General features: G+C 65.2%; 16 protein-coding genes and 1 tRNA gene. 6 read left to right on the top strand and 11 right to left on the bottom strand.

Going from position 1 to position 13,455, the window contains the following annotated elements; all coding sequences use genetic code 11:
- Positions 1-121: 121 nt before the first annotated feature.
- The 5 genes from JWN03_RS27935 to JWN03_RS27915 form a co-directional block, all read right to left on the bottom strand.
- On the bottom strand, positions 122-2,284 hold the full coding sequence (locus tag JWN03_RS27935) for an Rv1355c family protein (RefSeq protein WP_297621303.1): 2,163 nt from the start codon (positions 2,282-2,284) through the stop codon (positions 122-124).
- Between the two features lie 2 nt (positions 2,285-2,286).
- Complete coding sequence (locus JWN03_RS27930) at positions 2,287-3,042, bottom strand: hypothetical protein (RefSeq protein WP_297621301.1); 756 nt, start codon at positions 3,040-3,042, stop codon at positions 2,287-2,289.
- Positions 3,043-3,295: 253 nt separating this feature from the next.
- Positions 3,296-3,730 (bottom strand): effector binding domain-containing protein, encoded by a 435-nt coding sequence (locus tag JWN03_RS27925; protein WP_297621299.1) that lies wholly within the window; start codon positions 3,728-3,730, stop codon positions 3,296-3,298.
- The gene (locus JWN03_RS27920) at positions 3,727-4,170 is read right to left on the bottom strand and encodes a GyrI-like domain-containing protein (RefSeq protein ID WP_297621298.1); all 444 of its coding nucleotides are present in this window, start codon (positions 4,168-4,170) and stop codon (positions 3,727-3,729) included. Before JWN03_RS27920 ends, JWN03_RS27925 begins: the two co-directional genes overlap by 4 nt.
- Before the next feature lie 120 nt (positions 4,171-4,290).
- Positions 4,291-4,896: a trimeric intracellular cation channel family protein gene (locus JWN03_RS27915; protein ID WP_441343067.1), complete on the bottom strand. Its 606-nt coding sequence runs from the start codon at positions 4,894-4,896 to the stop codon at positions 4,291-4,293.
- Between the two features lie 171 nt (positions 4,897-5,067).
- On the opposite strand from JWN03_RS27915, the gene JWN03_RS27910 reads away from it, so the two are divergent.
- From JWN03_RS27910 to JWN03_RS27885, 6 genes are all read left to right on the top strand, one after another.
- The gene (locus tag JWN03_RS27910) at positions 5,068-5,784 is read left to right on the top strand and encodes a uracil-DNA glycosylase (RefSeq protein WP_297621294.1); all 717 of its coding nucleotides are present in this window, start codon (positions 5,068-5,070) and stop codon (positions 5,782-5,784) included.
- A gap of 153 nt (positions 5,785-5,937) precedes the next feature.
- Positions 5,938-6,243 (top strand): type II toxin-antitoxin system RelE/ParE family toxin, encoded by a 306-nt coding sequence (locus JWN03_RS27905; protein WP_297621292.1) that lies wholly within the window; start codon positions 5,938-5,940, stop codon positions 6,241-6,243.
- Positions 6,240-6,557, top strand: a complete 318-nt coding sequence (locus JWN03_RS27900) for a helix-turn-helix domain-containing protein (protein ID WP_297621290.1) — start codon at positions 6,240-6,242, stop codon at positions 6,555-6,557. The genes JWN03_RS27905 and JWN03_RS27900 overlap by 4 nt, the downstream gene beginning before the upstream one ends.
- 288 nt (positions 6,558-6,845) lie before the next feature.
- Positions 6,846-7,445 carry a TetR/AcrR family transcriptional regulator gene (locus JWN03_RS27895; RefSeq protein ID WP_297621305.1) on the top strand — a complete coding sequence of 200 codons (600 nt, stop codon included), beginning with the start codon at positions 6,846-6,848 and terminating at the stop codon, positions 7,443-7,445.
- 85 nt (positions 7,446-7,530) lie between these two features.
- Positions 7,531-7,603: transfer RNA gene (locus JWN03_RS27890), tRNA-Ala, on the top strand.
- A 432-nt stretch (positions 7,604-8,035) separates the two neighbouring features.
- Complete coding sequence (locus tag JWN03_RS27885) at positions 8,036-8,359, top strand: hypothetical protein (RefSeq protein WP_297621288.1); 324 nt, start codon at positions 8,036-8,038, stop codon at positions 8,357-8,359.
- A 244-nt stretch (positions 8,360-8,603) separates the two neighbouring features.
- Here JWN03_RS27885 and JWN03_RS27880 read toward each other — a convergent pair whose 3' ends face one another.
- The 6 genes from JWN03_RS27880 to JWN03_RS27855 form a co-directional block, all read right to left on the bottom strand.
- Positions 8,604-9,158, bottom strand: a complete 555-nt coding sequence (locus tag JWN03_RS27880; protein ID WP_297621284.1) for a pyridoxamine 5'-phosphate oxidase family protein — start codon at positions 9,156-9,158, stop codon at positions 8,604-8,606.
- Between the two features lie 22 nt (positions 9,159-9,180).
- Positions 9,181-10,734: a phytoene desaturase family protein gene (locus JWN03_RS27875; protein ID WP_297621282.1), complete on the bottom strand. Its 1,554-nt coding sequence runs from the start codon at positions 10,732-10,734 to the stop codon at positions 9,181-9,183.
- Positions 10,727-11,485, bottom strand: a complete 759-nt coding sequence (locus JWN03_RS27870; protein ID WP_297621280.1) for an SDR family NAD(P)-dependent oxidoreductase — start codon at positions 11,483-11,485, stop codon at positions 10,727-10,729. Before JWN03_RS27870 ends, JWN03_RS27875 begins: the two co-directional genes overlap by 8 nt.
- Before the next feature lie 24 nt (positions 11,486-11,509).
- Positions 11,510-11,923, bottom strand: coding sequence for a lipocalin-like domain-containing protein (locus JWN03_RS27865; protein ID WP_297621278.1), 414 nt, complete (start codon positions 11,921-11,923; stop codon positions 11,510-11,512).
- A gap of 3 nt (positions 11,924-11,926) precedes the next feature.
- Positions 11,927-12,100: a hypothetical protein gene (locus JWN03_RS27860; RefSeq protein WP_297621276.1), complete on the bottom strand. Its 174-nt coding sequence runs from the start codon at positions 12,098-12,100 to the stop codon at positions 11,927-11,929.
- Positions 12,101-12,113: 13 nt separating this feature from the next.
- The coding region (locus JWN03_RS27855; RefSeq protein WP_297621274.1) for an acyl-CoA carboxylase subunit beta at positions 12,114-13,455 on the bottom strand (1,342 nt) is incomplete at its 5' end.

The following is a 13,455-nucleotide window of genomic DNA, read 5'->3' as shown; positions in this document are numbered from 1 at the left end:
CCAGGACAGCACGCGCTCACTCGCCGCCACCATCGTGGTGGCGTCGACACCCATCAACTCGGAGGCAACCTGGGTTACCAGTGAGTCGAGCGTCTGCCGAGGCACCTTGTCTCCGATCCCATCAGCGGTCTTCCGCACCCGGAGTCGGAAGCCGCCGGCTCCGGACCGTGACCTCCGCCGCATAGCTCAGGCGAAGTACCAACGCCACGGTCTCGTGCTCGGGCACTCCCAACAAGTCCAGGAAACGGCCTTGAAGTGACGTTAGTGTATCGGCGAACTCGGTGGAAACCGTGCTCAGATCCGCAGCCTGTCGGACGTACAGGAACACGGGAGAGACCGGCTGCACCGCCAAGCCCTGCCGCTGCGCCTCGATCCACACCCGCTGCAGGGTCTCCCCGGCATGGGCGTAGGCGGTCAATTCTTCGGGGTCGTGCAGCACCGGGGCCGGGAAGGTGACCACGCAGAGCGCCGATGCGGACAGCACCCTGTCGCGGGTGTACTCACCCAGTGCGATGCCACCGTTCCAGTCCCGAATCCGGTCCATCACATCGGCGCGCCCGGCGATATCGAGCTTGGCCAGCTCGTCGGGCGCCAATTCCATGGTCCGCAGATCCAGGCCGGTGCGCAGATCGCCACTGGGCCACCGCAGTTCGGAGAACATCTCGGCATGCAGGCGCGGGGTCAGGTAGCGGGCTTGATCGGACGCGGCGAGCAGGGTCGCGGCGGTCGCCAGATCGGCGGCGTCGGTGACCCAGCGCAGGCCGCCGCCCGCCTTGGCCGCGGTGGTGCCGAGCGTGTCGAGCACGGCCGGGTCCAGCGGTTCGCCATTGCCCAGCTTGCGATTGGTGACGCGGGTGAGCAGATCCGGGTAGTCGCGGGCCAGCTCGGGCTCACTCCAGTCGCTCAGGTGCAGGACAGCCGTGAGGGGTGCGATGCGGCTGTGCCGTCCGGTGCCGCCGGTGAACAGGTCGGCCTCGCCGAGCACACCGCGCGCGGCCGCCGCGGCACGGGCGTTGTACAGCGCCGCGCCGACGGCCACCGCACTGCCGCGGTAGCCGATGTCCATGCCCGAGGAACGCTGCACATCCAGTTCTATGACGATCGCCGAATTCTCGTGGCGCAGTGACCAGGGCTGCACATTGCCGCCCGAGGGGGCGAGCTGAGCGGCAGCCAGCACGGCTTCCACCGCACTGCCGGGCTGGGCCGCGAGCGCGGGCTCCGCGGGCCACTCCAGCTCGGCGACGGACGCGGGCTCGGCGATCGCGTCCAGGCCGGCGGTCAGATCGATACGAGTACGGCCGGACGGCAGCTCACCGCCGAGTCCGATGCGGCGCACCGCAGCGGCCACGGTGGCGCCGCCGAGTTGCACATCACTGGCCAGCTGCGGCCAGCTGTCGAGGGTCTGATCGATTTCCACCAGGCTGGCGGCAAAGCGGTCGGAAAGGCCGTGCGCGTCCAAGATTCGCACCACGAATGGCGCTTTTTCCCGGGTGGTGAGGCCACGGAGATCGGCGCGGGTCGCACCGCCGAGTAGTCCGTGGAAAGGCTCGCGTTCGGGTTCCAGGTCGTAGCGCTCGATATCGAGCAGCCCGCGATCACTGGTCTCCATGAGCAACGGGATCCGATAGCGGCGAGCGGCTTCCCGAACGGCCAGCTTGATATCGAGGGAGTCGCACTCCTCCACCACCACGGTGAGGCCCGCGAAGAAGTCGTCGACGTTCTCGTCGGTGAGTCCGGCCTCGAAGATCTCCACCGGCAGGTACGGATCGATCTCAGCTATCCGGCGGGCGGTGACCACCGCCTTGTTGACGCCGATATCGAAGAGCGAGCCCGGAATTCGGTTCAGGTTGGCCAGTTCGATGGTGTCGAAATCCGCCAGCTTTATCCGCCCGCAGCTGCCCTCCATGGCCAGCGTGTGCGCGATGGCGTGACCGACGCTCTGCCCGACCACGCCGATCGTCTGCTGTGCGAGCTTTTCCTGCTCCGAGCGGGTCAGCTTGTTGCGATTGCGGTCCAGCCGGACGGTCCGCAGCAATTCCGGGCCGGGCAGAGCTACCGCCGCATGCCGCCACGGATAATAAATCCAGCGATCCACTTCCGGACCTTCCGACAATTTCGGCGGCGCTACCAGATCCTCGAATTCGGTGCGCAGCAAATCCCGCAAATCGGTGAATTCGATACCCGGTTCGGCGCGCAATTCATTTATCCGGCGCGCATCCTCCGGATCGGATTCATCGAGAAACAGCGGTCGATATTCCGCGGCCGCTTTATTGTCGGGATTCATTGTCAGGCAAGCCCTCCGGTGGCGGTGAGGTCCGCCGGCAACTCGGTATCGCCGGCCGCGAGCGCAAGCTGTTCTGCTTCGATCAAGGTCAGCTGCGATTCGGCGGCTATCGAGCGATAGGTCCGCATATCCCACCACAGCGGCACAGTTCGATAGCGATCGTCGGGAAAGGGTACTGCGGGAATCCACCAGTCGGAACGAGCGCCGCTGGTCCGATAACCCTCGGCGGCGTGCTCACCGGCGGTGACAAAACCGTAGCGGGCGCGCAGTAATGAGGTGACGTGCACAACACAGCGGTCGAGGGCGGCGCCGAGTGCGCGGCGCTGACCGCGATCCAGGCCACGGTCCGCCCAGACGGCTTTCACCTCCACGACACCCTCCGGTATCCGGTCGGCAACCCGCTTGCGCAGGGCCGATTCGCCCGCCCGGCCGGCCCAGGCGGCGAGGGCGTTGACCTCGTCCACATGGGTGTACGGACCCTGAACTCGCATGCCCGCTACCACGTCTCCGAATGGATCGATGGCGGCCACGAAAAGCGCACTGGAACGTCCGTCAGCCGTTTTGTCGTATTCGAGTACTGCATCAACTCCATAGCGCCGGTAAGCACGCAATGCGCCCGTGATGTTGCGGCGCCACAGGCCCGGGTGCGCTTGCGGTGTACCCACCCAGAAGGTGCACCCCGACGACGCATCCTGGAATCGCAGCAAGTCCTCATCAGCTGAATCCGACGGGACGACTGCGACTACTTCCACAGCCATACAGTTCCTACTCCGTTGCTGCGCGGGCTCCCGCGCGACTACCGAGCCCCCGCCCGATACGGTCATGTATCAACCGTGCCCGGTACAGGCACCCAAGGGAGTATCCGCCAGCCGGAGAAAATTGTCCAGGCGTCCGGCAAATCTTCCGAAACCCGAATGGACGTCTAGAAATCCCCCCTGGTCAAACCATTGCTATCAGGTATGAAACACAACCACAAGACTGGTTGGTTTCCATTAAGCTAACAATTGGCTATCAGATCAAGATCGAGATGAAAAGCTCCAGTTCGGACGGCCCCGACCAGATCTCGATCTCCTCCCGGTAGGCCCGGGAGATCTCCGCCGAGGCGGTCGCATCGTCCACCTGCGCCCACACGTCCTCGGCCGGATCGTGATAATCACCATTCGGCTGGAAGCGGGCGTAGACACCCTTGGGGACCCGGATCAGCACATCCCCGATCGGGGCCTGCTCCGGCGTCGGGTACTGGTAGGAGACCAGCACGTTGTAGTTCCCGGCCGGATCCGGCACATACACGGTGGCCAGGGGAAGTCCGTCGCCGTCGCGGTCCCGCAGCCGGTCGCGCAGGAACTCGATGAGCTCACTGTTGCTGACCTTGAAGCTGGGCCGCACCCGCGGCACCACGAGACCGCCGTACACACCGCCGGGCCGCACCACGATCGAATAGGTCATGAGGACTCGACCGCCAGGTACAGCTCGATCTTGTAGGCGTGCGGATAGCACTCGAAGTCGCCGCTGTGCGTGCGCTTGATGTAGTTGTGCTCCTCGGCGTACGCGATCTGGGTCCAGAGATCGGTCATCACCTGCGGGAAACTACCGACCGAAGAGAATCGGGCATAGGTACCGCGCGGGAGCCGCGCCACCACGTGACCGCGGGTGACCTCGTCGAAGGACTCGCACTGATATCCGACGATCTGGGTGTTGTAGGTGCCGAGTTCGGCCGCGTAGTCGGTATAGGCCGAGGCGAGCGGGCCGCCGAGTTCCTGATGCAGGACTGCGGCCCAAGCCACTTCCAGATCGTGGTCACGCAGTTCACCGAGAGCACGTTTGGGGCTGCGCACCGGCAGTCCGGCGACCCACGTCTCGTCCCGCTCGACGATCTCAAACTGCATTGGTAGGAACTCTCTCTGGGTGTGATGCACAGCCCGCTGGCCAACCTTCGCCATGCTATCAACCATGTTCGGGGTGCCCCGGCAACACGACTGGGGCGCTATCACTCCGCGCCCCGGAGGTCAGGCCGGATCGCGCCTGCGGTGCGGGCGGGCCAGTGGCGCACGCCAGTGCCGCCAGAGCGCGAGGAAGCGGAGCGCCACCGCGCCGGCGCCCGCCAAACCGCCCGTCCAGTAGGTGTATTGGCCGTGATGCAGCAGCACGGCGGTCGCGGCCGAGCCGAGCAGTGCGGGCACCGCGTAGAACTCACCGTCACTCAGCACACTGGGTGTGATTCCGGCCAGCACGTCCCGGACCACGCCGCCGCCGACCGCGGTGACCACACCCAGCGCCGCCGACGAAGTGGCCGGAAGTCCGTGCTGAAAAGCACTGACAGTGCCGGTCACACAGAAGATCCCGAGGCCGACCCCATCAGCCAGCAGCAGCGGGGTGCGAGTGACTCGATGCGGCGGATGCCAGAAGAAGATGAGCGCCGCCGCCAGTAATGCCGTGCCCGCATAACTCAGGTGCACGAAGGCCGTCGGCGGTGTCACGCCGATAATGAGGTCGCGCAGGATGCCGCCACCCGTCGCGGTGCAGACGGCCAGGACCGCAATGCCGACCACATCGAAATTCCGGCGCACCGCGAGCAGCGCACCCGACACGCCGAATGCGAACACGCCCACCATATTTCCGACTTTCTGGGCCGTCCCGACGGCATTGCCGAGCTCGACGAGATCACTCACGGCACCGGTTCCTTTCCCTGTCGCAAACAGTCGGCTACCGGGGCACAGTATGCCTCGCCGCCGCGCCGCGCCGACATCTCCCGCTCGACCGGGCGATGTGGTTGAGTCACCCTCGTGTGCCGGACAATTGCGGAGCTCGAAGCGCAGCTCACAGCCTGTCGCGCCTGCCCGCGACTGGTCGAGTGGCGGGAACAGGTCGCGCACGAGAAGCGAGCCGCATTTCGTGACGAAAATTACTGGGGGAAACCGGTTCCCGGACTCGGTCCGGACGACGCCCGAGTGCTCATCGTCGGACTCGCCCCAGCCGCCCACGGCGGCAATAGAACTGGGCGCATGTTCACCGGAGACCGCAGCGGCGACGTGTTATTCGCGGCCATGCACGCCGCCGGCCTGAGCAACCAGGCCCAGAGCACCCACCTCGGCGACGGCCTGCAACTGCAGGGAACCCGCGTCACCGCCCCCGTGCACTGCGCACCCCCCGACAACAAGCCGACCCCCGCCGAACGCGACACCTGCCGCCACTGGCTGGTCACCGAACTCGGCCTGATGGCAGGGACCGTGCGCTCGATCGTGGTCCTCGGCGGCTGGGGATGGCAAGCGCTGCTACCCGCGCTGTCCGAATCCGGCTGGGAAATCCCGAAACCCAAGCCGCGCTTCGGACATGGCGTGCACTACGAACTCGCCCCCGCGCACACTGATCGCCACCCCCTGCACCTTTTCGGGAGTTATCACGTGAGTCAGCAGAACACCTTCACCGGACGACTCACGCCGGCAATGCTTGAAACCGTACTAGTCGAAGCCAAAACCGCCGCCGGCTTGGGTAGCGACTGAAGCGCAGGCCAACCGGCGCCAAGTCGCTGACCACGAACTCGCAACCGGCGAAACCGCAACGCACGAGGTATAGTGATTACTATACTCACTCGGATGGCCGATCAGGACTGGGACATCTAGGTAGTCGATGAGGTTCGGGAATGGATCGAGCAATTGGGGGGATCCGATTTCAACCGGGTGGTTCAAGCCATCGACGTATTAGCCGAGTTCGGTCCCGGCCTCGGGCGGCCGCTCGCAGACACCATCACCGGTTCGAAGATTCCACACCTGAAGGAGCTACGCCCAGGCACCGTCCGCATCCTGTTCGTGTTCGATCCCTGGCGATCGACCGTTCTCTTGGTTGCCGGCGATAAGTACAAAAGGTGGGATTCGTGGTACCGCACAGCGATTCCGCTAGCCGAACAACGTTACGAGACATACTTGAAGGAACGACGAGAGGAACTGGAGGGGCCGCTGTGAGTGGACACTCGCGCTGGCAAGACATCCGCGCCGAACTCGTCGAACGCGCGGGCGGCGAGGATGCTGTTGCTGTCGGCAGGGAGGAACTGCTGGCCGAGATGATCGGCCATCGTCTCGCCGAGATCCGCCTGTCTCGCGGGCTGACCCAACTGCAGATCGCCGAACGCATGGGAGTCACCAAAGGGCGGATCTCACAGATCGAGCGCGGACATATCGCCGGCTACGAACTGCTGGCTCGCTACGCGACTGCACTCGGCGGCCGACTGCAACAGTCGATTCACTTCGACGACGGAGAGACAGCGGCCATCGCTTGATCCCGGACGCGCACCGGAAGACCTTCGGCCCGGCCTGAATGGTCAGAAATCGGCCGACACATGCAATTTTTGCCGCCCTGAGGCGATTTGTGTCCGATCAGGCCGGAAACCCCGGGGACCCGGTGTGGCCTCGCACCCGCTGGCGGCTCGCACCGCACCCGATACGATGCGCTCGTGAGCAGGGCCGATAACTCCCCCACCGGCGATGTGGTCGGCCCCCGAGTGGGCACCACCGAGACCGCCGCGTCAGCGAACCGCAGTGAACCGAGTTCCGGCAGCCAAGCGCCGGTGAAGCGCAGGCGGTCGCAGACTCGGCAGCGATTACTGGATGCGGCATTCGATGCCTTCGCCGAGGACGGGCTGGGCCGATGCACGGTCGAGCAGATCTGCGAGCGGGCCGGCTTCACGCGCGGCGCGTTCTATTCGAACTTCACCTCATTGGAGGAGCTGTTCCTCGCCATGTGGGAGCAGCGCTCTGCCGCAATGCTCGAGCGAGTAACGGCCGTGCTGGATACCGACCTGGTAGTCCGCGACCCGCGCCAGGTGGTGGAGCACGTCCTGGACGCAGTCCCGGTGGACGACAAGTGGTTTCGCATCACCTCCGAATTCACCGCACACGCCCTCCGCAACCCACCCCTGCGCCGCGTGATGGTCGCCCGCGAGGAAGCAATCAGCGCCGCCCTCACCCCCGTCCTCACCCGCCTCCTGAAGCGCGCCGGCCGCCAAGTCCCCGACCCCGCAGCCCTCAGCCGAGCCCTGATAGCCGTCCACGACGGCACCATGGCCCAATGCCTCCTCGAACCCGACAGCCCCGCCCTCCGCGAATACCGCCTCGACCTCTTCCTCCGAGTCCTGGACTCCTACACCACCCCCCTCGATCCCCAATGAGAAACAGCCCCCAACCAGCCGATTCGGCGACACCCCCGTCCACCTGCTAAAGTTTTCCACCGCAGGCCGGTAACGGTCAGCGGCTGGGGCTATAGCGCAGTTGGTAGCGCGTCTCGTTCGCATCGAGAAGGTCAGGGGTTCGATTCCCCTTAGCTCCACAATCAAGGGTCGATCCTCACAGAGGATCGACCCTTTGTCGTTCCGACCTTCCCACACTCGTCCGCCGCAACGATGACCCAGATGGTCGAGGTCGCGTGGGGATGCGGCACCGGCGCTTCGGCCGCGAGTGAAGTGAAGAGCCGCTGCACATTTCGATCGAAGGACTCCCAGTCGGTGAACTTCCGAACCCGACCGCGTCAACTCCCTGACCCGAACAACGTTCGGCTACAAGCTGATCAACAGTGCTGTCTCCGCCGATCCGTGTGTCGATCCGCGCCGCGGGCGTCGGCGCGCAGCAAAATAGGGCATCCGCCCGATAGCCTTCGGGCGCCTCGATTCCTAGTGTTTGGTTGGTCCGATCTCGATACGCACGACTCGAACTGAGGGGTTTCATGAGAAGGTCATTGAGTATCTCCGCACGGATTGCGGCTGTGGGCATTTCGGGATTGGGTTTCGCGGCGGTTGTCGGCACGGGTAGCGCACAGGCCGCGCCGCAGGACTGCAACGTGACCAGAGGGGCGTTCGACGCGTCCGCGGTCTGCGGACCCGATGGCGGATCCAACTACGTGCTCCACCTCGACTGCGTCGGCCTCTACGCCAGTGGTCCGTTCCCGCTGTACGCGATCGGACCGTACAAGGTGCTCAGCTACCCCTTCACGCCGTCGGGCCAGACCATTTCCGCGGGCTGCACCGGAATGGGCCCGGGTATCTTCGCCGTGGCCACCAACGCCTACGTCGAAATCTACAACCCTTAGCCGGCAGTCCCGGTTCGAACAACTCACCGAGCTGATCGAAGCGCCGGGCCACCCGACATCGGAGTCGACCCGAACGATGGGCCACTTGCGCACCGTCCGCCATCTCAGGAACTGGTAGCGCAGCCTCCGTCCTGAAGAGCCTGTCGGGCTGAATCCCCCAGCCCTACAACAGCGAGACCCGAAGCGAGGGTGGCATTCTCCGATACGGGCCACCCTCACTTTCATTGCAGAGCAACGTGCGGCATCAGGCTCGGCGGTGGGGGGTGTTGTACGGGTGGGTGGCGGTTATGGTGCGGCCGTCGAGGCTGAAATCTAGGTGGATGCGCCAGAGTTGGCGGATTCGGTGGTCGGACCAGAGGCCTCGGATGGGGTCTATGCGGTAGAAGACCTGTTGGCCTTGGTCGGGGAGTTTTACATTGTTGTAGAGGGATGTGTCTGCTAGCCAAGGGAATTGCTCGAAGCTGAGTTGGACTGCGCGTTGGATTTCGGCGGAGTCGGTGACCAGGGTGGCGCGGCCTTGGATTTGGAGGGAGCGGATGTCGGCGCGGCCGGTGTAGCCGTCGGGCGGGAAGTAGCTGGCCACGTAGCTGACATTCGAATTCTGTTGCATCTGAGTGTGTTTGCGGTTGCTTTGGAAGGTGTGCATGTAAGCGATCAGGCCGTCCGCAGTTATGTGCATGGCGGAGGCGGAGGGGCGGCCTTCGGCATCGACTGTGGCCAAGGTGGCCAGTTGTTCGGTGCGTAGCAGGTCGGTGATCGCTTCTTGGATTTCCGGGAGGGTTGGTTCTGGGGTGGGCATGGGGTCCTCCGTCGCGAACGACTCAGGCGGGGGCGGGGAAGCTCAGGCCGAGATCCGCCAGGACGGCGAAGGCGGCGGCGCGGGCCCCGCCGGTGACGCCCTGGCCGGGGTGGGTGGAGGGTCCGACGAGGTAGAAGCCGTCGGCGGGGAGGCGGTAGCCCATGTTCGGGAGCGGGCGGAACCCCATGAATTGGAAGAGTTGGCAACCGAAGTGGCCGGCGTCGCCGTCCACCCAGGCCTCGTTGTAGCGGGCCATGTCGAGGGGGCTGTGGACTACGCGGGAAAGGACTTGGGCGGCAGTGATATTCGTGGTCATTTCGCTGAAGGTGGCGAAGACCCGGTCGAAGATCTCTTCCTTGCGGGTATCCCAATCACCCTCGGCGAGCTCCATGGGGGCGTAGCCGAGGAGATAGAGGGTGTGGTGGCCGTCGGGCGCGCGGCTGGAATCCCAGCGGGTGGCGGTGGAGACCGTGGGGATGGTGTGCACCGGCTCGCCGTATTTCAGCTGGTCGAAGGTGCGCAGCAGCTCGGGCAGCGGGAGGGTGATCTCCTGGAAGCCGGCCTCGGTCACCTCCGGTCCGGCGCGGAACTCGGGCGGTTCGCTCAGCACGATATGGCCGGCCACCAGCCGGAAGCTGGCCGGTTTGATGCGATTGACCTGGCGTTCCCATTCGGGGCCGAAGCGGTGGTCGACCATGGCGGGAATCTGTTTGATATTCAGGTCGGCCAATACCGCACGGCGGGCGGTGAATTCGGTGCCGTCGGCGCAGCGCACGCCGACCACGCGTTCACCGTCGAAGCGGAATTGCTCGACTTTCATTCCGGTGCGAATGCTGCCGCCGCGCGCGGCGAGCGCTGCCGCGAGCGCATCGGAGAGCGATTGCGATCCGCCGACGGCCAGTCCCATGCCGTAGCGGTGAATGAACGGCACCATCAGCAGCAGGAAGGCGCCGGTGCCGCCCTCGTCCGGCGCGATCAGCAGCTCCGATACCCAGCGCACCAGGGCGGCTTTGACTTTCGGATGCTCGAACCATTCGTTGCAGACATCGAGATAGCTCATCATGAGCACTCGCATGGTCTCCCTGCCGATTTCGGACTGCTCCAGCTGCGCGAACAGAGCGCCCAGCGGTGCGGGCGGAACGAACAGCGAGGGCAGCAGCTGATCCAGCAGCGGACTGGCGAATTCGTAGAAGCGTAAATAGTTTTCGGCGTCCGCCGGGGAGATTCGTGCAATGGTCTCGGCCGTCTTGTGCACATCCGAGTAGAAGGCGATGAAGTCGCCGTCCGGGAAGACCACCGACATGCTCGGGTCGGGGTACACATAGCTGAGACCGTGCTCCGACAGCAGGCCGAGCTCGTCCTCGCGAATCATGGGATTGCCCTGGATGAAGATGTGCGCGGCGGCGTGCAGGTCGTGATGGTGACCGGGCATGGTCACCTCCTCGCTGACCACGCCGCCGCCGATCTCCGATTTCGATTCCAGCACAAGCACATCCAGCCCGGCTGTGGCCAGATATGCCGCAGCAGTGAGCCCGTTGTGTCCCGCACCCACCACGATCACATCATGCTCAGCCATGCTGTCCTCCGAGTCCGTAACCACCGTCGATATCCCAGACCGAGCCGGTGACGAATCCGCCGATGCCGGAGTCCAGCAGGGTGAGCACCGGGCCGGCTACCTCATCGGCAGTCGCGATGCGTTTGATCAGATTGGTGGCGAGAACACCTTCTTCGAGCCCGGGTATGGCTGCGGCTCCCGCCCGAAAGCCGGGGGTCTCGGTAATTCCGGCACACACCCCATTGACCCGAATACCCATGGGCCCCAGCTCACTTGCCCAGGTCGGCACCAGATAGTGCAGTGCGGCCTTGGTCGCACCGTAGACGCCGGTGCCCGGCCCGGGCTTACGGCCGATGGATGAGGAGATCACCACGATGGCCGAGGACGGCTGCTTCGCCAGTGCGGGTGCAGCCGCAGCGACGGTGGCGATGGTGCCGCGCAGATTCACATCGATAATGCGATCCACCTCGGCCATGGGCTGCGCGAAAACCACTCCGGGGATGAGGATTCCGGCATTGCACACCACCAGGTCCAGGCTGTCGCCGGTCTGCAGTGCGTGATCGACGGCACGGCGCGCCGTCTCGGGATCGGAGATATCACCGCTGACCCAGGACGCGGCGTCACCGAGCCGCTCGGCGGCGGCGGTGAGTGCCGCTTCCCGCCGTGCGGTCAGGACCACGCGGGCTCCTTCGGCAACCAGCGCGGCGGCGATGGCATAGCCGATTCCTTCGCTCGATCCGGTGATCAGAGCGGTCTTACCGTCGAATCGCATGACGCTCCCGTACAGCTGCGGTATTCATTGTTCCTTCTTCGAGTGGAGATCGATGGGCAAAGCCCCCGCAGCACCGGTCTTGCGCCACTGCACAATTCGGCCGTTGTCAGGGGAGGTGCGAATGGTCAGGAGATCGTCGGCCAGCTCCGCCACCCGAATCTGTTCGACGCCCACCCAGTCGGGACGGGAGCAGACCAGAATCATGTGGTGCAGGACACCGTCGTCGAGGCGCCAGCGGCCGCCGTACCCCATGTAGTCGACCGGACCCGCACCTGGCGCGGTGCGCATCATGCCGACCGCGAGATGGCCGCAGGCGGTATAGAGCAGGAACCCGTCCGGATCCGCGCCGAGCGGGCCGGTGATCGGCCCACCCGCCGCATCGGTGTCGTGGAAGGATTCCAGCCGCCACGCACCCACCAGCTCATCGGGACGTGGCATGCGCTACCGCCAGCCGCGTGGATTGCGGAACACGTTGTACGCCTGTGTATCTGGAATCCGCCGGACGGACGGCCCGGAATCCGGCTCATCGCCGGACAGCAGCACCAGCGCGATTGCCGCGATGAGTTCGTCGCTCAACTCGGCATGTAGATCGAAAATAGCTGCGGGATCGGACATCTGGACTCCTCGACTACTGGGGTGGGTTGCCGTGTTTGCGTGCGGGCAGATCAGCATGCTTGGCCCGCAGCATGGTCAGCGATCGGATCAGCACCGAACGGGTGTCGGCCGGATCGATCACGTCGTCGATCAGCCCGCGTTCGGCGGCGTAGTAGGGATGCATGAGCTCGCGTGCGTACCGCCCTACCAGCTCGGCCCGCATGGCCGCCGGGTCCTCCGCGGCGGCGATCTGCCTGCGGAACACCACATTCGCGGCACCCTCCGCGCCCATGACCGCGATCTCATTGGTCGGCCAGGCCAGCGCCAGATCCGCGCCGACACTGCGCGAATCCATCACGATGTACGCCCCGCCGTAGGCCTTGCGCAGCACGATCGAGATACGGGGCACGGTGGCATTGCAGTAGGCGTACAGCAGTTTCGCGCCGTGCCGGATGATCCCGCCGTGTTCCTGGCCGACGCCGGGCAGAAATCCCGGCACATCCAGCAGCGTGATCAGCGGAATGTTCATGGAATCGCACATCTGCACGAAGCGCGCCGCCTTCTCACTGGCGCTGATATCGAGCGTGCCCGCCAGGCAGTTCGGCTGGTTGGCCACGAAACCCACGGTGTGCCCGTTCATTCGGGCCAGGGCGACGAGAATATTGCCCGCCCAGCGCTCGTGAACTTCCAAATACGCGCCGTCATCCGCGATTTCGGCAATGACCTCGCGCATGTCGTAGGGCACGGTGCCGACCTCCGGCACCAGATCGGTGAGTGCAGGGCAGCGCCGATCTGCCGGGTCGTCGGTCGGCACCACCGGTGGCAGCTCCCGATTGTGCTGCGGCAGAAAAGAAAGCAGATAGCGCACATCGGCAAGACAGGACGCCTCGTCGTCATGTACGAAGTGCGCGACCCCGGACCGCTCAGCGTGAATATCCGCGCCGCCCAGCCCTTCCAGGCACACCGACTCTCCGGTGACGGCGGTGACCACCTCGGGCCCGGTAATGAACATCTGTGAGATGCCGCGCACCATGAGCACGAAGTCGGTCAGCGCGGGTGCGTAGGCCGCGCCGCCCGCGCACGGCCCCAGCATGACGCTGATCTGCGGAATCACTCCGGACGCAGCGGTATTGCGCCGGAAGATGCCGCCGTAGCCGGCCAGCGCCGTCACGCCCTCCTGGATCCGGGCCCCGGCGCCGTCGTTCAGCGAGACCAGCGGCGCACCGGCCGACAGCGCCAGATCCATGAGCTTGTGGATCTTTTCGGCATGCGCCTCACCCAGCGCACCGCCGTAGATGCGGAAGTCGTGTGCGTAGACGAATACGGTCCGCCCGTCCACGGTCCCCCATCCGGTGACGACCCCATCGGTGTACGGC

The organism is Nocardia sp., from assembly GCF_025465275.1.
GTDB lineage: Bacteria > Actinomycetota > Actinomycetes > Mycobacteriales > Mycobacteriaceae > Nocardia.
Note: the sequence above shows the minus strand (reverse complement) of the source record. Positions and strands in the feature narration are given on the sequence as shown.